Origin of the sequence: Anaerosphaera aminiphila DSM 21120 (genome assembly GCF_900129925.1) — a bacterium.
In the GTDB taxonomy this organism is placed as follows: domain Bacteria; phylum Bacillota; class Clostridia; order Tissierellales; family Peptoniphilaceae; genus Anaerosphaera; species Anaerosphaera aminiphila.
In genome coordinates this window covers 51165-76085 of the sequence record NZ_FQXI01000009.1, presented here as the reverse complement: position 1 = coordinate 76085, position 24921 = coordinate 51165, and the positions used below count along the sequence as shown (strand labels likewise).

At 30.9% G+C, this 24921-nt stretch carries 21 protein-coding genes and 1 rRNA gene; 3 read left to right on the top strand and 19 right to left on the bottom strand.

What is annotated here, in order from left to right:
• The 8 genes from BUB47_RS06770 to BUB47_RS06735 all read right to left on the bottom strand — a co-directional run.
• A 16S ribosomal RNA gene (locus BUB47_RS06770) occupies positions 1 to 191 on the bottom strand; the annotation flags it as partial.
• Between the two features lie 289 nt (positions 192 to 480).
• On the bottom strand, positions 481 to 1587 hold the full coding sequence (locus BUB47_RS06765) for a tetratricopeptide repeat protein (protein ID WP_083529120.1): 1107 nt from the start codon (positions 1585 to 1587) through the stop codon (positions 481 to 483).
• A 196-nt stretch (positions 1588 to 1783) separates the two neighbouring features.
• Positions 1784 to 2326, bottom strand: a complete 543-nt coding sequence (locus BUB47_RS06760) for a hemerythrin domain-containing protein (RefSeq protein WP_073184968.1) — start codon at positions 2324 to 2326, stop codon at positions 1784 to 1786.
• Between the two features lie 47 nt (positions 2327 to 2373).
• Positions 2374 to 4215 (bottom strand): hydroxylamine reductase, encoded by a 1842-nt coding sequence (gene hcp, locus BUB47_RS06755; RefSeq protein ID WP_073184967.1) that lies wholly within the window; start codon positions 4213 to 4215, stop codon positions 2374 to 2376.
• 74 nt (positions 4216 to 4289) lie between these two features.
• Positions 4290 to 4949 (bottom strand): Crp/Fnr family transcriptional regulator, encoded by a 660-nt coding sequence (locus tag BUB47_RS06750; RefSeq protein ID WP_073184966.1) that lies wholly within the window; start codon positions 4947 to 4949, stop codon positions 4290 to 4292.
• 153 nt (positions 4950 to 5102) lie between these two features.
• Positions 5103 to 5720, bottom strand: a complete 618-nt coding sequence (locus BUB47_RS06745) for a DsbA family oxidoreductase (protein ID WP_073184965.1) — start codon at positions 5718 to 5720, stop codon at positions 5103 to 5105.
• A gap of 86 nt (positions 5721 to 5806) precedes the next feature.
• Complete coding sequence (locus BUB47_RS06740; RefSeq protein ID WP_073184964.1) at positions 5807 to 6325, bottom strand: nitroreductase family protein; 519 nt, start codon at positions 6323 to 6325, stop codon at positions 5807 to 5809.
• Between the two features lie 277 nt (positions 6326 to 6602).
• Positions 6603 to 7373, bottom strand: a complete 771-nt coding sequence (locus BUB47_RS06735) for a hypothetical protein (protein WP_073184963.1) — start codon at positions 7371 to 7373, stop codon at positions 6603 to 6605.
• 124 nt (positions 7374 to 7497) lie between these two features.
• Here BUB47_RS06735 and BUB47_RS06730 point away from each other — a divergent pair, with 124 nt between their 5' ends.
• Complete coding sequence (locus tag BUB47_RS06730) at positions 7498 to 9711, top strand: stalk domain-containing protein (RefSeq protein WP_073184962.1); 2214 nt, start codon at positions 7498 to 7500, stop codon at positions 9709 to 9711.
• Positions 9712 to 9817: 106 nt separating this feature from the next.
• Here the strand turns inward: BUB47_RS06730 and BUB47_RS06725 are convergent, their stop codons facing one another.
• From BUB47_RS06725 to BUB47_RS06700, 6 genes are all read right to left on the bottom strand, one after another.
• Positions 9818 to 10432 (bottom strand): alpha/beta fold hydrolase, encoded by a 615-nt coding sequence (locus BUB47_RS06725; protein ID WP_073184961.1) that lies wholly within the window; start codon positions 10430 to 10432, stop codon positions 9818 to 9820.
• A 49-nt stretch (positions 10433 to 10481) separates the two neighbouring features.
• On the bottom strand, positions 10482 to 11189 hold the full coding sequence (locus BUB47_RS06720) for an ABC transporter ATP-binding protein (RefSeq protein ID WP_073184960.1): 708 nt from the start codon (positions 11187 to 11189) through the stop codon (positions 10482 to 10484).
• Position 11190: 1 nt separating this feature from the next.
• On the bottom strand, positions 11191 to 11964 hold the full coding sequence (locus BUB47_RS06715) for an ABC transporter ATP-binding protein (protein WP_073184958.1): 774 nt from the start codon (positions 11962 to 11964) through the stop codon (positions 11191 to 11193).
• Positions 11961 to 12941 carry a branched-chain amino acid ABC transporter permease gene (locus tag BUB47_RS06710; protein WP_073184956.1) on the bottom strand — a complete coding sequence of 327 codons (981 nt, stop codon included), beginning with the start codon at positions 12939 to 12941 and terminating at the stop codon, positions 11961 to 11963. The genes BUB47_RS06715 and BUB47_RS06710 overlap by 4 nt, the downstream gene beginning before the upstream one ends.
• Positions 12942 to 12949: 8 nt before the next feature.
• On the bottom strand, positions 12950 to 13840 hold the full coding sequence (locus BUB47_RS06705; RefSeq protein WP_143270620.1) for a branched-chain amino acid ABC transporter permease: 891 nt from the start codon (positions 13838 to 13840) through the stop codon (positions 12950 to 12952).
• A gap of 115 nt (positions 13841 to 13955) precedes the next feature.
• Positions 13956 to 15119 (bottom strand): ABC transporter substrate-binding protein, encoded by a 1164-nt coding sequence (locus BUB47_RS06700; protein WP_073184952.1) that lies wholly within the window; start codon positions 15117 to 15119, stop codon positions 13956 to 13958.
• Between the two features lie 251 nt (positions 15120 to 15370).
• On the opposite strand from BUB47_RS06700, the gene BUB47_RS06695 reads away from it, so the two are divergent.
• Together BUB47_RS06695 and BUB47_RS06690 are read left to right on the top strand one after the other, a co-directional pair.
• Positions 15371 to 15937, top strand: a complete 567-nt coding sequence (locus tag BUB47_RS06695) for a sigma-70 family RNA polymerase sigma factor (protein WP_083529114.1) — start codon at positions 15371 to 15373, stop codon at positions 15935 to 15937.
• Positions 15930 to 16763 carry a hypothetical protein gene (locus BUB47_RS06690; RefSeq protein ID WP_073184950.1) on the top strand — a complete coding sequence of 278 codons (834 nt, stop codon included), beginning with the start codon at positions 15930 to 15932 and terminating at the stop codon, positions 16761 to 16763. Before BUB47_RS06695 ends, BUB47_RS06690 begins: the two co-directional genes overlap by 8 nt.
• A gap of 72 nt (positions 16764 to 16835) precedes the next feature.
• Here BUB47_RS06690 and BUB47_RS06685 read toward each other — a convergent pair whose 3' ends face one another.
• The 5 genes from BUB47_RS06685 to zapA all read right to left on the bottom strand — a co-directional run bounded on the left by BUB47_RS06685 (position 16836) and on the right by zapA (position 24876).
• Positions 16836 to 17738, bottom strand: a complete 903-nt coding sequence (locus BUB47_RS06685; RefSeq protein ID WP_083529112.1) for a DMT family transporter — start codon at positions 17736 to 17738, stop codon at positions 16836 to 16838.
• A gap of 105 nt (positions 17739 to 17843) precedes the next feature.
• Positions 17844 to 19553, bottom strand: coding sequence for an arginine--tRNA ligase (argS, locus tag BUB47_RS06680; protein WP_073184947.1), 1710 nt, complete (start codon positions 19551 to 19553; stop codon positions 17844 to 17846).
• A gap of 50 nt (positions 19554 to 19603) precedes the next feature.
• Positions 19604 to 21979: an endonuclease MutS2 gene (locus BUB47_RS06675; RefSeq protein WP_073184945.1), complete on the bottom strand. Its 2376-nt coding sequence runs from the start codon at positions 21977 to 21979 to the stop codon at positions 19604 to 19606.
• On the bottom strand, positions 21972 to 24338 hold the full coding sequence (locus tag BUB47_RS06670; RefSeq protein WP_073184943.1) for a U32 family peptidase: 2367 nt from the start codon (positions 24336 to 24338) through the stop codon (positions 21972 to 21974). Before BUB47_RS06670 ends, BUB47_RS06675 begins: the two co-directional genes overlap by 8 nt.
• The gene (zapA, locus tag BUB47_RS06665) at positions 24328 to 24876 is read right to left on the bottom strand and encodes a cell division protein ZapA (protein ID WP_073184941.1); all 549 of its coding nucleotides are present in this window, start codon (positions 24874 to 24876) and stop codon (positions 24328 to 24330) included. Before zapA ends, BUB47_RS06670 begins: the two co-directional genes overlap by 11 nt.
• Positions 24877 to 24921: the final 45 nt, after the last annotated feature.

Below are 24921 nucleotides of genomic sequence, written 5' to 3'. Positions count from 1 at the left end.
TGGGTATTAATCCCAGTTTCCCGAGGCTATCCCCATGTCAAAGGTAGGTTACTCACGTGTTACTCACCCGTCCGCCGCTAATCCAATTCATCTTCATCCCGAAGGAATCTGTCGAATTTTCATCGCTCGACTTGCATGTGTTAGGCGCGCCGCCAGCGTTCGTCCTGAGCCAGGATCAAACTCTCAATTAAAATTTGATTTGCTCAGTCAATTCTCACTGACTTTATTTCCGCTAAGCATTTTTGCTTGTTTGCTTATTCTTTCTCTTACACTATTTAATTATCAAGGTTGTTCGCTGCTTTAAAACAGCTTATTTATTATATTATGTCTGAGCTTTAATGTCAACATCTTTTTTACTTTTTATTTAAAGTTTTTTCTCTCAATAAAAAATAAATTCATCAGCTTTTGCTGACTTAACTTAGTTTAACATTTCTTCTTTTTTATGTCAATATTATTTTTGTTAATTATTATACAATTTTTTTATATTTCAATTAATCTTAACAAGTCTTCATTGGGATTTAGTTGATAGGCTTTCTTAAGGTAATTTTTGTACTTTGGATTTTCTTGATTTAGAAGTAGTATGCCCAAGTTGTAGTTTAATAAATAGCTATCTTCTATTTCACTTATCCCAACCATATAACTCCCTATTGCATTGTCCATCATATCCATTGATACGTAGCACATGGCCTCTTGATTATAAAATTGTTCTTCTTTCTTTTCAAGTTCCAGTGAAATTTTAATACTTTCAAGAGCTTCTTCAACAAATCCTAAATTATATTGACATAGACTAAAGTAATAGTGTAAAAGTGCCTTCTCAGGATACAAATCTGAAATTTTTTGAAGTGTTGTATAGGCCTCTTGGAATTTTCCATAACTTAAATATGTCTCTACAGTTTCAATATTTGCATAGTCATCTAACTCTAATAGAACTTCTCTTACTTCGGTTTTTAAGTCTTCGTATTTTTCTTCGTCTTCTCCGTTTAAAAATTTTTCAAAATAAAGTTTTGACTTCAAATACTTCTTAAGCTCTCTAAATATATATCCCAATCTATAGTAAGCTAAATAAAATTTAGAATCTTCTTTTATTATTTCTTCATAATATTTTATTACTTGATTTAATATTTTAGATTTTTCTTCATCTTCAAATTCATTAAAATAAATATTGTATATACTCTCAAGGACATTTGCCTCTATAAACTTAACGTCGTTGTCTTTTTTTATTAATATATTAGAAGACTTTATATAAATATATGCGTCTATATAGTTTTTTTCTTCAATTGATTTTGAGCTAAGAGATATTATATATCTTTTTAAATCCAGGACAGTGCTATTGAGTATTTTTATATATTCATCTTTATACTTAAATTCTTCGTCTATTCCCAACAGATATACTATTGCCTTATTTATTATATCTATATTAACTTTTTCCTCTAATTCACTAACCTTTACTCCATCTGTTAAGTTTTCTAAATTTATTGGAAGTGGCAAATCTTTTTTTATTACATAATCAGATACTTTAGCATCTCTTTTTAACTCTAGAAATACTACATTTTTTAATTTGCCCTCTATTTCTTTTTTTAAATCCACTGTACTACCACACTCCTTATAATATCTTATATTATTTATGTATATTATCATATTTTTATAAGCTAGTTCAAATTTTTAAGTTGCCTTAAAAAATAAAGGGACTTAGTTTCCCTAGCCCCAGTTATGTTTATTATATTTTAAAGTATTATGTTTTTTAATTAACTACTCTTAAACTATTTTGTTACAGAATCTTCATTTAATCAAATATTCTCTTTAATAGTTTTACTCTCTCTACTTCTCCACTTTTTTCAATTTCTATTCTAGATTTCATTTCTTTATCTATTTTATTTAGAATTTCTTCTGATAAGTTTTTTTCACCAAAAGGATAGACTACGCCATTCTCCTTTTCAATGTGAACTCTCAAAAGATTTACATAGCTCATTGCATTGGAAATAATTTGAATTTTACTTTTATCTGATTTTCTTTCTTCAAATTTATTTAAGTGCTCCTCTAACTCCATTACGTAGTACCTTGCCATTTGATGTTCTGTAAGCATTCCTGAACGTATTAGTTTTTCAGCCACGGCTCCCAGTTGATCCATCATATATTGAAATAATATATCTTCTTCTTTTTTATGGTGAGTAGCATCAGCATATATTCTTATATACTTTACAATGTCTCTAAAAAAACTTTCGTTTATTTCTTTTCCATTTACTATGTCAATACACTCATCTTCAACTCTATCTACTACTTTTGCTATTTCTGCATGTTCTCTTTCTAAAAAATCTATTGTAAACATTTTGTTCTCCTATTTTTAATTTGTTACTTAGTATATTATCAAATGTCTTACTTACTTGCTATCTTTCTTATCTCTTCGATTAATTTGTTTTCATCATATCCGTGAACCATAGCAGCTTCTCCTAAACTTTCCATTTGAGAAGATGGACAACCTAAACAGTGCATTCCCATAGTTTGTAGAACTGAAATCGACTTAGGATACTTTCTTACTAAATCACCTATCAGCATACTTGAATTTATTTCTTCAGATTTATCTTCCGGAAAAAACAAATTTATGTCTTCCTCTACAGTGTTTATTCCGGCTATACCAAAGTTTTTCACTAGCACATCTACTACATTTTTCGACAAAAATCCAGGTAGAGTTGGGCCTAAGTGAATATTCTTAACTCCAAGATAAAGTAGTGCAAATAAAACAATAACTGCTTTTTGCTCATACCATGCTATATTGTAAATTATAGGAAGGTCGTTTATATCTTCAAATTCAAATACTTCTTTTAATTTAAGTGCTATTGCAACTAGTGAATAAGAGTCATTACACTGTCCTGCATCTAGTACTCTTGGGATTCCACCTATATTTCCCAGATTTAACTTATTGTATCTATATTTTGCACAACCTGCCGTTAAAATAACTGCATCCTCAGGAAGAGATTTTGCAAATTCAGTATAGTAGTTTCTCCCCTTCTGCCTTCCATCACAGCCTGCCATAACTACAAACTTCTTAATTGAACCGGACTTTACTGCCTCTACAACTTTATCTGCCAATTCAAATACTTGATTGTGAGCAAATCCACCAATGATTTCTCCTCTTTCTATTTCTGTAGGACTTTTACAATTTTTTGCCTGTTCTATTATTTGAGAAAAGTCTTTTTCTCCATTTACTTCTTCAATATGTTTACATCCGGAGTATCCTGTTACGCCCGTTGTATAAAGACGATTTATATAGCTTTCTTTAGGTGGAACTATACAGTTAGTAGTCATTAAAGTAGGCCCATTAAAAAGCTCAAATTCTTCTCTTTGCTTCCACCAAGCATTTCCATAGTTTCCAACGAAGTTATCATATTTTTTAAACGCAGGATAGTAATTAGCCGGAAGCATTTCTGAATGAGTATAGACATCTACGCCTGTTCCCTTAGTTTGTTCTAATAGTAGCTCTAAATCTTTTAAATCATGTCCGGATATTAGTATCCCCGGATTATTTTTAACACCAATGCTTACCTTTGTAATTTCGGGATTTCCATAAGTTGAAGTATTCGCCTCATCTAACATAGCCATAGCTTCAACTCCATATTTTCCTGTTTCTAAAACTAAATTAATTAAATCCCTTACTTCTAGGGTATTGTCTAATGTCAAAGCCAACGCTCTTTGAATAAAAATATTTAAATTTTCATTTTCAGCTAGAAGTGTTTCTGCATGTGTTATATAGGCACTTATTCCCTTTATTCCATAGGTTATAAGTTCTCTTAAACTTCTAATATCTTCATCTTGTGTAGACAACGCTCCTACACTTTTACTTTTCTCAGCAAGTTCTGTTGCTGACAGATTAACAAAAAGTGCTGCCTCTGATAAATTATTATTGTCCTTCAACTCTAAAAGTAATTTTTGCTTTTCTTCTATTGTATTTAAAATTCTATCTTCTATGACTTTCCCATCAAAATTTGCATTAGTGATAGTTGCAAAGAGATTTCCGGTTATTATTTTATTTATATTATTTGGGATTTTATACCCTTCTGTTCTCAATTTAGTAGTTATTTCTGAAAGTCCCTTAGTTATCCAAATTAATAAATCTTGTTTATTTGCAACTTCAGGTGTCTTTCCACAAACTCCAACTTTTGTGCATCCTGTATTATTTACTGTCTCTTGACATTGATAGCAAAACATTTTATTTTCCATAGATATCCTCCATATATTTTCTTTACATTAAGAATATCTCAGGTTATAAATTTTTTCTGTAACATCGGTTACACTTATAAAAATTTATGCAATTTATTTCTATCTATTACTATACTATTCTTTCTAATTTCAATTAAACCTTCACTGTTCATATTCATAAGCTCTCTTGATATAGATGGTCTTGTCACTCCTAAGTAATCAGCCAACTCTTCTCTGGTAAATGACAACTCCACAAGTTCACTTTCTCCCGCCTGCTCGAGAAAGTACTTTGCCAGTTTTTCTCTAATAGAAAAGCTCGTTGCTATTAACAGTTTTTTATTTAAATATAGAGCCTTTTTAGACAATATTGTGAGCATATTATTTATAATTTTTACTTTAACACTGTCACTCATCTCATTAAAACTTAATTTTTCTCTTGGAATTGACAGAACTACAGAATTTTCATTTGCAGAACAACTGTAGTCATAAACCCCATCTCCAAGATATAAATACACCTCTCCAAAAACTGTTCCACTTTCTTTAAATATATTTACAATAGAGCGCTTTCCACTTTGGCTTATACTCTCCACCACTACAGCTCCCTCTTCTAATATATATAAATATTTCGGCTTATCTCCCTGCGAAAAAATTTTCTCCCCTTTTTTCACAACTGATTTTTTTGCAAGACTTTCTCCTAGAAAAACTTCCACTTCTTCTTTACTTAAACCTTGAAATAGCTCACTAACTGTAGACACCTTATCACCTCCTGTAAATTATACCCTTTTAACTGAAACTCCTTTATAGTTTTAAAATTATTTAATTACATATAAAAATCACTTCTTTAGAATGGTTACCCAAGTAAGAAGTGACTTCTCTTTAAAATTTCATATTTAAAATATTTACTTTAATTATAAACTGTCTGTTATTTGCTTGAATTCTTCAAAGCTGCCTGTGCCCTGTAAAAGTATTCTACCATTTGCATAAAATGTTGGAACACTGTTTACTCCTCTATCAGCTGCCAATTGTAGATCTTTGTCTACAAGTTCATTTAATCTATCCAGGTTGGATAAAAACTTTTCTCCATCTAGTCCTATACTTTTAATTACTTCCACTAGAGTGTCTAAGTCATTAAAGTCTCCGCCCTTTTCAAAGTGTAGAGAAAATACTTTTCTCACATAGTCATTCTGTTTACCTTCTTCAATTGCAAACTGTAAACCCTTATGCGCATTTTTTGAATTGACATCTATAATAGTATCTAAGTCATAATTAAGACCTACTCTTTTGGCAGCCTCAATAATTCCACGATACCTTTCTTTTGTTTCTGCAATATTTGAAGTTCCAAATTTCTTCGTCATGTTTTCTAAAAAAACTTTATTCACATTGTCCTTCGTTGGATTTAAAAGGAAACTTCTAAATCTCACAATATCTTCAGGTAAATTTTCTTTTTCTATAAATTGAAGTAGTTTTTCACTACCTATATAAGAAAAAGGACAAGAAAAATCAATGTGTAAATCTAATTTATTCATATTAAACACCTCCTTTAAAAATATACCCTAAATTCTAGAGTTTAAATTTAATAATGTAAAAAGAAACCCCATAGTTGAGGTTTCAATTAAATTCTATTAATATTTATTTTTAATTCTAATACTCTTTCTTCTAATTCATCATAAGAGTATCCTAGAGCAATACCACATTTTGCACTAAAACCCTCAGGTATTTCGCAAGCAGCTTTTATACTTTCGTCTGCTTCAATAACCATTGCAGAACCCCAAATAACACAGCTTCCAATTCCAAGATCCGCTGCTGAAATCATCATGTTTTCTAGTACAGTCCCAGTATTTACATAGTCACTTCCTGCGCTAGCTGCATTTTGTGAAGAAACTACAACTAAAGTTGATGTACCATAAGTTGGATCGTCATCCATTGACATTGCTTTTTTCATAGTATCTGACATTTTAGAAATAATATCTTTATTTTGAATTACTGTAATGTGAAGTCCTGGATAATTTCCTCTTCCCACCGGTGCTGCACACCCCGCTAATAAAATCCTATTTAAATCAGATTCTGATATTTGTTCAGGTTTGTACTTTCTAACTGACTTTCTTGTGGCAATTGCCTTCATTGTTTCCATGTTCTTAGTCCCCATTTCTTTAATAGTAGTTGTATTGTTAAAACTTTTTATAACATCTCTATAGTCTTTTAAATATAAAAATCTATAAATATATAAAACATTTTAAAAATAACAATATCCAATTTTTCTTGTCTTATAATTATATCACAACGGAAAAATAAATATTTAAGTTAAAATATTAAAATAATAACGCAATTACAAGTTTGTTAAAATTAAAAATACGCAAACTCAAGCTTGAATTTACGTATTTTTATATTATTTTAAAAATTGAAACATCTTATAGACCACCCATATACTGTCTCTTTCTCATTGTGCTGTTGCTTAATACCCCAAAGAGTTCAGCTCTAAATACTACATAAAAAGCAGTTATAACTTGAACTAGTAGTGTATTTAACAAAACTCTAATCATTACTATAGAAGGCATATCAAAAGAAAAATAAACATCTTGCCCTAAAGTAATTTCTATAATATTTCTTTGAATAACTTCTCCGAATCTATATCCAAAAATATTTACAATTAACATATATATAGCTAAAGGTATTAACCAGTGAATAAAATTGTCTTTCATAAAATTCATGGAATAACTATAAGCCGAAGTGTATGACTCTCCTCTAATATAAATAGCCTCTGATAGTGGATTAAATATTAAAAATACAGCTATTAAAATTAATTCTGATAATCTATAACCAAAAGCTCCGCTAAGTATATTAATTAACATTAAAATAAAATAAGCAGAATAAATTGCATAAAAATAATTTTTAAATGTAGACTTTATATTTTTAAATCCAATTCTATTATAATAATGTAAGTCCGAAAGCAAGCTAAAATAACTAGACAAAATTAATGCATAGCCAATTGCTATAATAAAGCCCATTAAAAATGATCCACCGGAATAAATACCAATAACCGATATAACATAGTTCATTACATACATTGCAAAACTATATATGAAAGGCAAAAGCAATACTATTGGATTTTTCTTTATTCTCTTTGTTGCCTCTGAAAAAGTTTTTTTATACACCATCTGTATATCATCTAAATAATTCATTTAAATACCTCCATTTTTCTATTATACCAATTAAAACTCATATCTAAAACATTTTATACAAATATTTGAGAAATCTTTCAATTAAGACTATACTAGTAGATATAAATATTTCTAGGAGGATTTTATGAAAAGTAAGTTTAATAGAATTTTAACTTTGATTTTTATGGTGTGTTTGCTTGTTGCACCGACAACTGCATTTGCTGAAGAAGCTCAACTTTCTGAAACAATTGCACCTGGAGTTACAAGAGAACAATACACTGTTAACAGAGGTGGTTATGATACTGTAGTAAATGTTTTAAAATGTGACCTTACAAACCAATACTTAAAAATAGACGTTGTTGCAGGTGGTGGTGAATACACTAATAAAGCCACAGTGTCTGAAATGGCAAATAGAACTAATGCAACTGCACTTGTCAATGGTGATTTTTTCAATATGCTACTTCAAGGAGCTCCTGAAGGACCTTCAATAGTAGGTGGTAAGCTTGAAAGTTCACCTTGTGTATATACAGGTCTATATTCCATTGGTATCACAACAGATAACACAGCACATATTGAGCAAATTCAATTTAGCGGAAATGTCACAGCTAACAATGGGAAAAAATATCCAATTGATGGTCTTAACAAGTCTTACTACTGGTATGACGGTACAAATGAATATTCTCATGAAAATAAAATTCAACTGTACAGTGACTTTTGGGCATCTGCTTCAAGAGGAGATAAAAACAACTCCGAAATACTTGTAAATGCCAATGGAGTTGTGGAACAAATAAGCGAAAAAAAGAATTTTAACTTTGCAGTTCCAGATGGAAAGATGATTTTACAAGCTGACGGTCTGGCATATGACTTCTTCAAACAAAATATTAAAGTTGGAGATACTATAAAAGTAGACTATGCAATTACACCTAAGAGAGATTTTAAATTTTTAATTGGTGGCCATGCCCTATTAGTAGATAATGGAAGTGTAGTTCCATATACTAAAGATGTAAATGTTCTTGGTGGAAGTAGAGCGAGAACAGCGGCAGGGATTTCTAAAGACGGAAAAACTCTCTACTTAGTTTCAGCTGAAGGTAGAACTTCAAGAAGTGACGGATTTAAACTTGAAACTCTAGCTGACTTTATGAAGTCAATAGGATGTGACAGAGCTGTCAACTTAGACGGTGGTGGTTCAACTGCCATGGTTGTTCAAAACTTAGGTGAATTTGACAGAACTAGAGTCATTAATCCTGAAAGAAATGCAGCTGAAAGAAAAGTCGTAAGTGGAATCGGAATATACAATACCGCTCCCAACACTAATGTAGCTGTTGGAGCAAAAATAAAAGGCCCTGACACATTAATCGTAGGTCAAAGTGGCGAATACTCACTTGGCGGTGCATGGGATGTAAACTACAAGCCAATAGATACTAAAAACTCAATTTACAGTCTATCTACTGATGTAGAAACTGACGGAGTTTGGGAAGGAAATTGGTTCTTGGCTTTAAATCCTGGAACAGTTAACGTAAAAGTAACTACATCTACAGGATTTACTACTAGTAAGCCTGTTGAAGTTAAAGGTTTTGATTACATTGACAAATTAAATATAAATGCAAATAAACAAAGAGTTAACGAAGGCGAAACTATTAATATAACTGCTGAAGCTGTACTTAAAAATGGCGAAAAAATCATCTTAAGCCCTAAATCTTTGGAATATGCTATTGAAGGTTTTGATGGTAGCTTTGATGAAAATGGCAACTTGCTTATTAAGTCACTTGGCGATGTAAATTCCGGGAAAGTAACAGTAAAAGCAGCAGCGATAACAGGAAGTGTAACTTTAACTGATGACAGTTCTAAAATTATTAAAATGAATGTAAGCAAGAAAGACTACTCTATAAATGATGTAAAGAGCCAAATGGATGCTGCTCCATATATAAGTAACAATAGGACCTTTGTTCCTGTTCGATTTATAGTTGAAGGCTTTGGTGGACAAGTTGACTATGACAGCAATACAAAAGTAGTTTCAATAAATTACAATAACAACAATATACTAATTCCAATAGGAAGTAACACTATTGAAGTTAACGGAAAGAACATGGAAATAGATGCACCTGCTGTTATTAAAAACAATAGGACATTTATTCCAATTAGATTTGTTGCAGAAGCATTGGGAATGCAAATTGACTATAACTCTTCAAATAGAGAAATAACTATTCTAGAGTTAAAACAAGCCGTTAAGACAGAAGCTGAAAAAACAGATGTTTCAACGGAAAATACAATAGAAACTTCAAATGAAAAGGCAGAAGAAGTCTTAAATAAAAGTGCTACAGATAACAATCCAGTTGACAATAATATAAATCAACAATAACTAAAGTTAAACCCCCTATAATATAAGTTATATTATAGGGGGTTTTTATTTTTATAAACTTTTAAATATTTAAATTATTACAAATAAATAATTTTACTTTCTCATTTTAATAAAACATTTCCAATTGAAGTGCCAATTTTTCAGGAGCTTCCATATTTACCTCATGACCTGCATTTTCTATAATTTGCATTTTAGCATTTTTAATATTGGCTTCTAAATCCATAGATGCTTTCTTGTTTGCAGAATCTTTTTCTCCACAGAGAATTAATGTTTCACACAAAACATCTTTTAAATTATCACTAAAATTTAAATCTGCCATTGAATTTGTAAGTGAAATTATATCTTTCTTTTTAACTCCCATTTTTTCAAAAGTCCCACTTCCCATTAATCTAAAAATTATATTTTGAAACTTTAGCAGTATTTTTGGCATTTTATATTGTGTACCTATTAATACTAACGAATTGACTTTATCAGGATATTCAATCGCATAGTTCAATGCAAGAATTCCTCCTAGAGAAAGTCCACATAAGTTAAGTGGTTCAGAAATATTATTGCAATACTCTGAAAAGGACTTATATAAATTAAAATAGTTTACTTCCTCATCACCTATTAATGAAAATAAATCAGGACAACCTAAATTAAATTCTTTAGGCATAAATGAAATTACACTACTCCAACTTAATGAATTTTGCCCTAACCCATGGATAAAAATATATTTCAATATACTGCTCCTTTAATGTCTATAATTTTAAATTATAATAAATTTCACCTTATGCTCCCAAATAGGCTTCTTTAACAGAAGAGTCCTCTGACAATTCTTTTGCACTTCCACTACTTACTATCTTTCCCGTTTCAAGTACATATGCCCTATCAGATATGGAAAGAGCTAAGTTTGCATTTTGTTCAACTAATAGTATTGTAACTCCCTCTTCTTTTAAAGTTTTTATAACTTCAAATATTTTTTCTACAAAAAGTGGAGAAAGTCCCATTGATGGCTCATCTAAGAGTATTAATCTAGGTCTGCTCATTATTGCCCTACCCATTGCCAACATCTGTTGTTCTCCTCCTGAGAGAGTACCAGCTAACTGATTTTTTCTTTCCTTTAAAATAGGAAACCTCTCATATATTTTTTCAATATCTCTTTGAATATTTTCTTGAGAGTCCTTAATAGTAAATGCTCCTAATTTTAAATTATCTATTACAGATAGTCCTGTAAATACTCTTCTACCCTCAGGTACTTGAGCTATTCCAAGCTTAGTTATAATATTGGCTTTTGTCTTTGTAATGTCTTTGTCTTCAAATATGACGCTGCCTTCTTTTTTGGGAATAAGTCCTGAAATACTCTGTAGCGTAGTAGTTTTTCCGGCTCCGTTTGCCCCTATTAAACACACTATTTCTCCCTTATTTACAGATATATCTATTCCTTTTAGTGCATGAATATTGTCATAGTACACATTTAAATTTTCAACTTTTAACATATTATGCACCTCCAGATCCCAAATATGCATTTATTACTTTTTCATCATTTATAACTTCCTGCGGATCTCCCTCTGCAAGTACTTGCCCATAATTTAGTACCATTAATCTCTCACAGATTCCAAGCACAAGTTTCATATCGTGCTCAATTAATAGTATTGTTATTCCGAAGTTATCTCTAATTAACTTTATAGTGTTCATTAGTTCTTCAGTTTCTGTAGGATTCATACCAGCTGCAGGTTCATCTAATAATAACAGTGTAGGATTTGTGGCCATTGCCCTTGCTATTTCAAGTTTTCTCTGCTGTCCATAGGGAAGTGTATTTGCCGAATATTGTTTATATTTATCCAAGTCAAATAGCTTTAAAATTTCCATTGCTCTGGAGTTTACATCAAATTCCTCACGCCAGTAGGATTTAGTTCTAAACATTCCCTCTACAATTGAATATTTCATATCTTTATTCATTGCAATTTTTACATTGTCTAAGACTGACAAATATCCAAATAATCGTATATTCTGAAACGTTCTGGCAATTCCCTTTGAAACTATTTTATAAGGAGTAATACCGTTGATTTTTTCTCCATTTAGTAAAATTTCGCCCTCTGTCGGCTCATAAACTCCTGTAATCATGTTAAATACAGTAGTTTTCCCGGCTCCATTTGGCCCTATTAGCCCAAGCAACTCTCCTTTTTTAATTTTTAAATTCAATCCCTGAACTGCTTGAAGACCTCCAAATTTTATGCCCACATCTTTACAATTTAATACTGTATCCGTCATGACTTATCACCTCTTCTTCGGGAAGCTCTATTTACTAGCGAATTTACAAGGCCGGTAATTGAAAATTCTTTTCTTCCAAGTAAACCCTCCGGTCTAAATATCATCATCATTATTAATAAAAGTGAGTATACAATCATTCTGTAATCTGAAAATTGTCTTAACATCTCAGGAATTATAGTTAAAGCTGTAGATGAAAAAATAGCTCCTGTAAAAGATCCCATTCCTCCAAGTACTACCATTACTAAAATGTCAAAGGACTTATTGTATCCAAAGTCTTTAGCACCTACAAATCCAAGATTATGCGCATACATTGCTCCGGCTATTCCCGCAAAGAAAGCAGATAATGCAAAAGCAAATGTCTTATAATAAGTTACATTTATTCCTGAACTCTGTGCAGCTATTTCATTTTCTCTAATTGATAACACAGCCCTACCATGTCTGGACGTCATAACTGAAAACATAAGTGCCACAGAAATACACATTATAGCAAATAAAATTCCAAAGCTTTGAACTCTTGGAATTCCTCCGATTCCCTGAGCTCCACCTGTAAATTTAAAGTACTCAATTAAAACTCTAATAATTTCTCCAAAAGCAAGAGTTACAATTGCAAGGTAATCTCCCTTTAATCTAAGCGTTGGAATTCCTATTAATATACCTACTAGACAAGCTAAAACTCCCCCTAGTAGGAGTCCAACTATATAACCTGGGATTCCCGGTAGAATTCCCATTTTTGCAAATATAGCTGCCGAATAAGCTCCTATAGACATGAAACCTGCATGCCCTAGCGTTATTTGTCCCAAGTTTCCAACTGTTATATTTAAACTAACTGCAAGAACTATATTTATACATACAAGTCTCAATATAGAAATAGCGTAGCTATTTAAAACTCCCAGTTTATTTAATCCCATTATTACTAAGTAAAATACAACTAGTAATATTACTGTCAATACATATATTCCCTTTTTTTGTCTAGTCATAATCCCACCTATACCTTTTCTTTTAAATTCTTGCCCAATAATCCCGTTGGTTTAATGAGAAGAACTACTATTAAAAGTCCAAATACAATAGCATTAGTAAGTCTACTGGAAATATAAGCAGTCGTTAAGGCCTCTACAACGCCTAGTATTAACCCCCCTAGTACTGCTCCGGGAATAAGTCCAATTCCACCAACTACAGCTGCAGTAAAAGCTTTAATTCCAAGCATTGAGCCCATTAGTGGCTGAGTTGTCTGTGGATATGCGGAAACATATAGCACTGCTGCAACCCCTGCAAGAGCAGAACCAATGGCAAAAGTCATTGTAAGTGTATTATCTACACTTATTCCAACCAGTTCAGCTGCTCCATAGTCCTCACTTGTTGCAACCATGGCTTTACCATACTTGGTTTTTTTCATAAAAAGTTGAAGAGCTATAGTTAAAACCACAGTTATTAAAATTGTAAAAAGTGTAGTTTTAGAAATACTAATACTGGCAGTACTTATTGCGTTTCCCTCAAAAATCGGTGAAACTGCTATAGATTCTGCACCAAATATCTTCATTACTAAATTTTGAAGCAGTAAACTAACTCCTATGGCAGTTATTAAATTTGCAATTCTTGGACTATTTCTAAGCGGCCTATAGGCAAACCTTTCAATTATAATTCCAAGAAGTGTACAAACTATTACTGAAGGTATAATTGCTAAATAAAGAGGCAATCCAGATTTTGAAAGCACAAGCTGAATTGCAAAGACAGTTGTATAAGCTCCCACCATTATAATTTCACCATGGGCAAAATTTATTAAAAGTGCTATACCGTAGACCATAGTATATCCCAAGGCTACAAGTGCATATATGGAGCCTATCTGCAATCCATTTATTATTTGTAATACTAAATTCACTTCACTCATCCTTTCTCTTAATTAACTATTGTCATAAATTGCAAATACTTTAACAATAGTTAATAAATTTTAAATAAAAAAGCGGCAAAATTTTTATTTGCCGCCTAGTTTAGAATTACTCTGGTGAAACTACTGAATCGAAGTTGTACTTTCCATCAGAAATTTTTATAATTGTCGCTGTTTTCACAGGGTTGTTATTTTCACCAAATTTAATTGAGCCCGTAACACCCTCGATTTCAACAGCTTTAATTGCCTCAACTACATCCTCATTTGAAAGTGATTTTGCTGATTCAAAAGCTTGTTTATAAATATAAACTGTATCATATCCAAGTGCTGCAAAAGCAGACGGTGCTTCATTATATTTCTCTTCATAAGCTTTTACAAAATTTTGAACTTTTTCTGCAGTGTCATTTACTGAATAGTGATTTGTAAAGTAAATTCCATCATAAGAACTTTCTGAACCTTCAGCTGCAACTGCTAAAACTCCATCCCATCCATCTGGTCCAATAATAGTTGCATCAATTCCAAGTTCTTGAGCTTGAGTTACTATAGTAGCATCTTTTTCATAGTACTCAGGAACAAGTATTACATCCGGTGCCTTATTTTTTATGTTAGTAAGTTGTACTTTAAAATCTACATCTGTATCCCCATAGCCCTCATCTGCTACAACTTCTATTCCCTTTGATTCTGCTTGAGTTTTAAAAGTGTCTGCAACTCCATTTGAGTAGTCATCTGATGTATTTCTAAGTATTGCCACTTTTTTAGCTTGTAATTTATCTGCCGCAAAGTTTGCAAGTATTTGTCCTTGTAGTGGATCTGTAAAACAAGTTCTAAATACATTGTCCTTTCCTTCAGTTATTGAAGCCATTGTTCCCGTTGGTGTAATAATAGGTGTAAAGTTTTCTGTTGAATTGTCTGCAACAGCTTGTGTTGGCTTAGATGTAATAGATCCAATAATTCCATTTACTCCCTGTTCTGTGAGTTTAGTATAAATATTAACAGCTTCTGTAGGATCCGCTTTATCATCTTCAGAAGTATATTCTATTTGTTTTCCACCAATTCCACCATTTGCATTTATTTCTTCAACTGCAAGTAGTATTCCATTTTCAGTAGTAGTTCCATAGACTGCTGCTGAACCTGTCTTTGGAATAATTCCGCCTAATTTAATTACATCAGATTCATTAGCATCATCTGTACTTGTAGTATTTGTATTTTTTCCACCACAAGCAGTTAATAACATCGTCAAAGATAAAACTGCAACTAATAATTTTTTCTTCATTAATAATTCCTCCCCGTTTTTTAAGATTTTTACCATTATATCACTTATATTACCCTATTCAAAGCTCAAAATGCCTTTTCAAAAAATTAAATTTTTATTATTTTTTAAAATTTAAATATATTTTTTATTTATGTAAGTTTTTTCACACTCATACGTAGAACTATATAGAGAACAATATTGTAAACTCAAATTATTTATTAATAAATCATACTGTACAGATGATATAATAAAATTTTAAAGGAGTTGAGTCCGTGGATCAAGAATTATCAAGAGAACACATTCAAAATTGCAAAGAAGATATAGGTAAAGATGAAGTGACTTTAGATTTTATAAGCGTCTATGATGAGTACTACACAAAAGTATATAGATATGTAAGTTATAGAATTGACAATAAAAGTGATATAGAGGATTTAACTTCACAAGTTTTCCTAAAAATATATTCTAAAATTAATAACTATAACTTTAAAAAGGGAACTCTTCCACAGTGGATTTTTACTATAGCCGGCAACACTATAAGAGATTACTATAGAAAAAACTCCATTAGAAAGTTTTTATCTTTTGATTCACTGGGCAGTGAAATTGAAGATAGTTTTTCTATTGAAGAAAATGCCCAGCAGACAGAAGAATATAATCACTTAAAAAAAATAGTAAAAGGCCTTTCAAAGAAAGAGCGCACTCTTATTTCTCTTAAATATGGAGCTGACTTAAGCTATGATGACATTGCAAAAATTATGAATATAACTTCAAATAATGTAGGCGTAATGTTACACAGAACTTTAAATAAAATAAAAGAAAATATGGAGGGATATTATGAATAATAAAAACTCTAAAATAGATGAAATGTTATACAACTTAGTTGATAGTGGAGAAAGTAATAAAAATAAAGTTTATGAAAATATAATGTCTAAGACGACTAAGAAAAAAAGAAGATATTTCAAGCCAATAGTTGTAACTTTCACACTAGTATTACTACTAACTACAACAGGTCTTGCCAAAGATATATATAATTATGTAACATATTCGGAATTACCTTCTGGTACTAATGTATCTCAATATGATACTTCATCTTTTTTTGAAAATATTCCAATACCAATTCCTAAATCATTAAAAGGCAAAGTTTTCGATGAAGACGGAAATGAAATTACTTGGCTTACTGCAAATCAAGCTAATGAAATAACTCTTTATACTAAAGAAGGAGAGCCAATAGGTGATATGGACGAAGAAACGGGGGAAGTACTCTCTGAAGAAGAAGTTGATGCTAAAATTAAAAAAATAACACTAGAGGAAGCTATCCCAAATCTAAATTTTAATCCTCTTGTTCTAAACAATAAATATACTTTAGAATATGTAACAGACAGTTATCAAAGTGGAAATCCTGAAGCTGGAGATTATTTTTCAATTCTATATTCTGGTCCAAAGGGTAAAATTTCTATTGGTGAACGCAGATCTATTCCTGAAACTCAGATTTCATATGGTATACCTGGTCCAATAATAGAAAAAACTATTGATGGAACGAAACTTACAATTTATGAAAATTCTTTAGATTTTGAAAGAGACGGTATTTTAGTTTTTGTAACATGTAAAGATGCCACACCTGAAGAATTAATTGAAATTTATAAAGACTTCATTCCCTATGAAAAGTAATTTATACTAAAACTAAACTAAATAAAAAAAGAACTTTTTTCTAGTGAAAGAAGTTCTTTTTACATTTAAATTTTAATCTTCTGATAGGCTAACTTTATTTTTATTCTCATTGGGGCTTAGTACTAACAGTACAGTAGATGCACATATTAATACTATTGCAGCTATATTTAAAAAACTTAGTTCTTCATGTAGAATAAAAAATCCAACGATTAAACTAGTCACTGGTTCAAATGCACTTAAAATAGAAGTTTGCTTTGCATTTATGGAAAGCACGGCTCTTTGATATAGATTGGCAGCTCCTACACTTAGTATTGCTGAGTACAATATTAAAACTAATAAATTTTTAGGGGAACCCACGTTGAAATTTATTCCCCCAGAAGGTATAGCCACAATAAAGGCCATTATACTGCTGAAAAGTATTAAATAAAAACTAAGTTTATTTATGCTCATGCTTCTCAAGCCGCTTTTTTCCAACCAGACAGAATATAGGCTATAAGTTAATCCGGAGCCAAAGGCCAACACAATGCCAAGTATATTATTCACTTCTCTAAAATCCATTAACATAACTATCCCAAACATTGCAAATATAATACATATTATTTCTCTCTTCGTTGCCCTTTCTCTATATATTAAAACTGACACTAAAAAAATAACAATGGGATAGGAAAAATGTATAGTTGTTGCCGCTCCTGAGGATATGTAATTATAAGAATAGTACAATAAAATTGGAGTGAATACATATCCAATAGATAATATTAACAATTTTATAAATTCACCTTTTGTTATTAATAAGTTTTCTTTATAAATGTATTTTGTCATAAACCATAATATTATAATTGACATAGCATTTCTATAAAAAACAGCATCAATTGCACTCATTCCTATTGCATAGACTCTCTTAGTCATTAATGGCATCATTCCAAAAATAACAGCTGAAGTAATTGCAAATATGTATCCACTTTTTAAACTTTTCATTTTACCCCTCACATATTTTATAATATAACATTATAATAACTAAAAAATAAGCACCAGCTATATTAATAAAATAACATAGTTGGCGCTCTATAAAATTATAATTAATTACATTTTTTCAGGTGCTGCTACTCCAATTAAGTTAAGTCCTTCTTTTATTACAGTTTTAACTGCATAACAAAGCATTAGTCTTGTGTTTTTAAGCAGTTCGTCATCTACTATCACCTGTGTTGTATTGTAGTATTTGTTAAATTGTTTAGCAAGTTCTACAGTATATCTTGTAACGAAGTATGGCTCGTATTTTTCATGAGCATCTACAACTACATCTGTAAATCTATAAAGTGTTCTCAATATATTTATTTCTTCTTCTGAATTTAAAAGTGAAGGGTCATATTTATTGTCTAAGCTAAAGTTCCCCTTTTCAAGTAGTGAAGAAATTCTAGCGTGAACATATTGTACGTATGGTCCTGTTTCACCGTCAAATGAAAGTGTCTTGTCCCAACTAAATACATAGTCCTTAATTCTTTGATTGAAAAGTTCTTGGAATTTAACTGCTCCTATACCTACTTGTGCAGCTAATTCTTCTTTATTTTCAATTTTAATGCCCTTTTCTTCTTCTCTTTGAGTTAATATTTCTTCAACTTTTTCTTTTGCCTTGTTTAATACGTCTTCAAGATATACAACTCTTCCCTTTCTAGTAGAAAGTGTTCCCTCTTCAAGAGCTACCATGCCAAAGGCAACGTGAACAACTTCATCTGCCCAGTCATATCCCATTTCCTTTAAGATGCCCTTAAGTTGTTGGAAGTGAAGAATTTGTTGTGAACCTACTACGTATATATTTTTATATGGTTTGTAAGTGTCATGTCTATACTTAGCCGCAGCTAAATCTCTTGTAATGTAAATAGTTGAACCATCAGATTTAATAATTAATGATGGTGGCAATCCATATTTTTCAAGATCTACAATTTTTGCACCTTCTGAATCTTTAAGTGCTCCACTTTCTTCCAGTTTTTCAACTATTGCAGGCATTTTATCAGAATAAAAACTTTCTCCCGCATAAGAGTCAAAGTGAATGTCAAACATATCATAAACTTTGTTAAATTCTTTTAATGATACTTCTACAATCCACTCCCAAAGTTTAATTGCCTCTTCATCTCCATTTTCCAGAGCTGTGAAGGCACTTCTTGAATCATCTAAAAGGGTAGGATCATCTTCCATTTCCGCATTTATTTTAACATATAACTTTAATAGTTCAGGAATTGGATCTTGTTCAATTACTTTTAAATCTCCCCACTTTTTAATGGCAACTATTAGAAGCCCAAACTGAGTTCCATAGTCTCCCAAGTGATTTATAGATATAGTGTTATATCCTAGAAAATCATAAATTCTCTTTATTGAATCTCCAATAATTGTAGTTCTAATGTGTCCTATGTGAAATGGCTTTGCAATATTTGGAGAAGAATACTCTACAACAACATTTCTATTTTTCCCAATATCAACTTTACCATAATCCTCTTCTTTGTCATGTACTTCACTTAATACTTCTTCAGATAAAACTTTTTTATTTAGAAAAAAGTTAATATAAGCTGATTGTGATTCAACTTTTTCAAATAAATTACTTTCTATTGAACCTGCTATTTCGCTTGCTATAACTGCAGGATTTTTTCTATACACCTTTGCCAGTGAAAATACAGGAAATGCAAAATCCCCCATTTCGTAGTTAGGAGGTGTTTCAATGGAGTTTCTAATTTCGTCCTCTGTAAGATTTTCTATTTTTTCAGATAAAATCTTAACAATTTCCTCTTTAAAATTAACCATAGTTTCTTCCTTTCATATTTATTTCTCAATTAAACTTAATTATACACTAATTATTCTAAATCTACAATGCTTACACCCATTCCGCCTTCATTATAACTAGCATCTTTAATAGATTTTACGTGTTTGTTTCTTTTCAGGTCTGCTCTTAATTTATCTCTTAACACACCTGTGCCCTTACCATGAATTATTCTAACACTTTTTATTCCGGAAAGGTAAGCATCGTCAATATATTTATCCACAATTATTTTAGCTTCGTCAAAATTTTTCCCTCGTACATCTATTTCAGATTTTATATATCTGGACTTTGTGTCAATTATTTTCTTCATCTTTGTCTTGCTCTTGTCTTCAGATGCAGTGGAGTGTACTAGTGTATTTTTAGGAAGTTTCATTTTTATCATTCCCATTTGAACTAAGACATTTCCACTATTGTCAGGTAGTTCTAAAACTATTCCCTCTGTATTTAGTGAAACCGACCCTACTGTATCGCCAATTTTTAAATTTTTTGCAGGATTCTTTGCCTTTTCAAGTTTTACTTCAAAACCATCATCAGATACACTCTTATAATTATCCCTTAACATATCTTGAGCTTGCTGTAGTCTCTTTGCTTGTTCTGTAGTAAGTTCATCTCTAATTAAATTAATTTCATCTAATATTAAATCCATTTCGCCTTTTGCTTGATTTAATATTTTCTTTGCCTCTATCTTTGCATCTTTAATTACTTTGTCTTTTTGAAGTTTTACCTTATCTATTTCTCTTTTTAATTCTTCATTTTTAGACTCCAACTCCAATTGACCTCTTTCAGCTTTTACTTTATGCTCTTCAATTTTAGTTCTATCTTCTTCAATAGACTGCAAAACTTTTTCAAACTCTATATTGTCTTCACTTATAAGCTCTCTTGCAGAGTCTATTATGTTGTCAGGTAATCCCAGTCTCTTAGAAATTTCAAAGGCATTGGACTTTCCAGGGACTCCAATTAAAAGTTTATATGTTGGAGAAAGTGTATCAATGTTAAATTCCATTGAAGCATTTTCAACTCCCTCTACTGTAAGTGCATATATTTTCAATTGATTGTAGTGAGTTGTAGAAACTGTTCTAATTTTTCTCTGCAACATATAGTCCATTATTGCTCTTGCCAGTGCAGCTCCTTCTGTGGGGTCTGTTCCGGCTCCTAATTCATCAAATAATACAAGAGATTTTTCACTTGCCCGTTTTAATATTTCCACAATATTTACCATGTGAGATGAAAATGTTGAAAGAGATTGCTCAATACTTTGTTCATCTCCAATATCTGCAAGTACGTCACTAAATATTCCCATTTCTGAGCTCTCCTGTGCCGGAATGTGAAGTCCATACTGTGTCATCAGGGACAATAGACCTAAAGTTTTTAATGAAACTGTCTTACCACCAGTATTTGGTCCTGTAATGATTAGAGATGTAAAATCATCCCCTAGGTGAATATTTATGGGAACAACTTCTTTTACATTTAAAAGTGGATGCCTTGCCTCTTTTAGATTTATATAACACCTGTCATTTAAAAAAGGTCTATTTGCCTTTTGTTCCAAAGAAAGCTTTCCCTTTGCAAAAATAAAGTCTAATTCCTTTAAAATTTCTTCATTTGCCTCTACTTGGTAAGATATTTCCGATACTGATTCAGATAGGACTTTTAAAATTCTATCTATTTCGTCTCTCTCTTCAGCTTGCAAAGTTTTTAGTTCGTTGTTTAAATTTACAACTGCCATCGGCTCTATATAAACTGTCTGACCACTTGAGCTTACATCGTGAACTAAACCCTTAACTTTAGATTTGTTTTCCTGTTTTACAGGAACTACATATCTGCCCTCTCTAATAGTAACTATTGAATCTTGTAAAAATTGTCTATCTGAGTCACTTGTAACTATTGAGTTTAATTTATCTCTTATTGAATCTTTTTTTCTTAAAATTTGTCTTCTTATTGAAGATAGCTTTGGTGAGGCACTGTCTGATATTTCATTTTCAGAGACTATTGCATTGTTTATTTCATCTTCTATGCTCTTATATGTTCCCAAACTCAAAGCTAGGGACTCAAGTATGGGATAACTTTCCTCTCTCTCTTCAATATTAAGATATCTTCTTAAATATCTGGAAACTCTTAAAAAATCTGAAATTTGTAAGAGAGCTCCCGGATTTAAAATACCACCTATTTTAACTCTTTTCATATAGTTCTTCATTGGATAAATTCCAAACAGAGGTGGCTCTCCCTTTTTTACAATAATATTTGAAGCTTCCGATGTCTCATCAAGCCTTTTATTTATTTCATCTATATCAGTAGATATTAATACCTCGGATACTTTTGTCCTACCTAAGTCAGAGACTACCATTGAATTTAATATTTCTAAAATCTTATTAAATTCAAGTACTCTCTCAGATTTTTCAATTAAATTATCCATTGATAATCCCCCTGTTATAATGGCCGTAAGTTATATTTTCATACTTAGAAACTAGAGATTCTTTTAATATTTCACTGTTAAATTCTTCCTCATTAAGAGCATTGTAATATGACATTGTAGTAAATTTTAAATCTTCTCTTACGTTTAATTTAAAGTTTAAAACTCCATCCTTTTTTAAAAACTTTGCTTTATCTAATAGTACAATTGGATAGGAGTTAAAAATTTCAGATACTCCATTTTTTCGCTCTACTAAAAAATCTGTTCCAATTTTATCTCTTAAATAAAATCCCTTTTCATAACTACAAGTACTACACTTACTGGAATCTACGCATTTTTTTACAACAGATGCAGGACAGTACTTAAGTGTCATAACGGGTATTAATCCGTGAGATAGAACCTCTACTACATCTCCATAGTTCTTTGCTATTTTTCGTATTTGAGCGTTATTTAACTCCGGTGAGAGTATAATTCTCTTAAATCCCATTTCAAGTAAATACTTCACGCTTTGAGAATTAAATATATTTAATCCAATATCTGCAACTTTATCCACATTTATATCTTTAAATATAGAAATTTGAGATAAATTATTTATAAGTACTTCATCTACTATATTTAAATTATCTTTAACCGTTTTAAAATCTCTCTCTAATTCTTTTGAATTTTGAAATTTTTTAAACACTACACTAATTTTTATTTGTCTTTTATTTAGATAGTTAAGTGTTTTTTCGTCCAGTAAGTCTATTGGAACATAAACTCTGTCCACAAAGTTAAAATCTAATTCTCTTAACATGTCCACACTATTAACTTCTATATTTAATGCAGCTTTTTTTTCTCTATATTCTCTATTTATATTTAAGTCTGATTTTTTTATTGAATAAGATGCTCTCTCTACAAGAGTAAATACTTTATTTAACTCTTCAATTGCCTCTCTTCTTAAACTGTTAATTGACGAGATTGGAAAAAATATATTTTCATCACAAATAATATTTAAATTTTCTAATGAATATACAGTATCTCCAAGTTTTGAAATGTTTTCTACTATTTTTTCTCTACTTAAAGGTGCTCTCTTAGCTTCCTCAACTACTTCTTTTGAAAGAACTTCTATTTTATTTCCTTCACTTTCAACTATGAGTTTAGCTTTTTTACCTTGTATAAAAAATCCCTTTATTTTTATTTTTCTGTACTTTCCACTTTCATTTAATGATTCATTTATATTCTCAATTAGTTTTTTAGAATAGGTCCTATATACTTTTGAACTTACTGGAATATTTCTATCTAACTTCACTCTATAGAGTTTTTCTTCTGTATCTTCACTGGATTTAAATCCGAAACTTCCCTCTTTTGAATAGAGTTCAATTCCATCTCCCTTAAAAATAGGCTCCTCTAACTTTAAAGTGTAAATACTTCCTCTTTTGTCTACTACTTCTCCTATTAACTTCCCCCTGTTGTCCGGTCTGTCATAAGATGAAAATTCTACTCCAAAATCTCCGTTAAAAAGACCCTTAGTAAATCCCCTGTTAAAGATTTGCTCTGTATTTAAAATATCTTCACTATCTAATGTCTCTTCAATAGCCTTTTTATAGCTGGACACTACTTGATATACATATTGAGGCTTTTTCATTCTACCTTCAATTTTCAAAGAGTAAACTCCCCTACTTATATAGTCATTAACTGTTAAAAGCGTATTTAAATCCCTTGGAGATAAAAAATATTTATCTTTAGATATAACACTTTTATCCATGCTTAAAATATCATAGCTCTTTCTGCAGGGTTGAGCACATTCTCCTCTATTCCCCGACCTTCCACCAATCATTGAGCTCATTAAGCACTCTCCTGAAAAACAAACACAAAGGGCTCCGTGAACAAAGCCCTCTATTTCAATATTTGTATTTTCTTTTATTAAACTAATTTCGTCTAGTTCCGTTTCTCTTGCAAGCACAACTCTACTAAATCCCCAGTCTTCAACTGTTTTTGCACCATATAAATTGTTAATTGCCATTTGAGTACTGGCGTGCACTTCAAAATCACTAAGAAATTTTCTAACCAAAATTCCAAACCCTACATCTTGAACGATTATTCCATCTACCCCTATAGTATATAAATAATTTGCAAAAGTTAGAGCGTCATATAACTCACTATCATCTAGTAAAGTATTCACAGTTACGTATATTTTTACTTTCCTCAAATGAGCATATTTTACAGCTTCTTTTAAATCCTCATTCGTAAAATTTACAGCCTTAGCTCTGGCTCCAAAATTTGACCCACCTAAATAGACGGCGTTACATCCTGCCATTATTCCCGCTTTAAGTGAATCAAAATCTCCTGCCGGAGCTAGTATTTCATAATTACTATTCTTCATTAATACTCTCTATCTCTCTACTTAGATCAATTACTTTTTTTTGAGATTCGTAAATTTGTTTTTCTAAGTTTTGTTTTTCTTTTTTTAAGGACTCAACTTCTGTTTTTAAATCTTCAAATTCTTTGTTCTTGTTTACTTTGTCCATTCTAAGTTCTCTATTGTCAGTTTCCAAGTCCTTAATACTATTTCTATATCTTAAAATTAAGCTATCATTTTTTTCTTTTTCTTCTTTGTAAGTCTTTTCTAATTTTTCATAGTCTTCAATCTTTTTAATGCTCTTTCTGTAAAGTTCATTATTTTTACTAAACTCTTTAACTTTTTCTTCTTCTTTTTTAAATTTTTCTTTTTCATCAAGAATGTTTAAAGCTGTCAACACTAAACACTGAACTTGATTGAGTTTGTAGTTTGAATTTTGAACTTTTTTAATCTTTTCATCTAAAGATTTTGCCAACCCTTTTATATAGTCATCATTATCATCACCAACTACATAAAAATTCATGTCGTTTATTTGGACTTTTACTTTTTTATCTGTTGACATAATCCATCCCCTTTTAATTTAAACCTAGAAAATTTTAATTTTCAG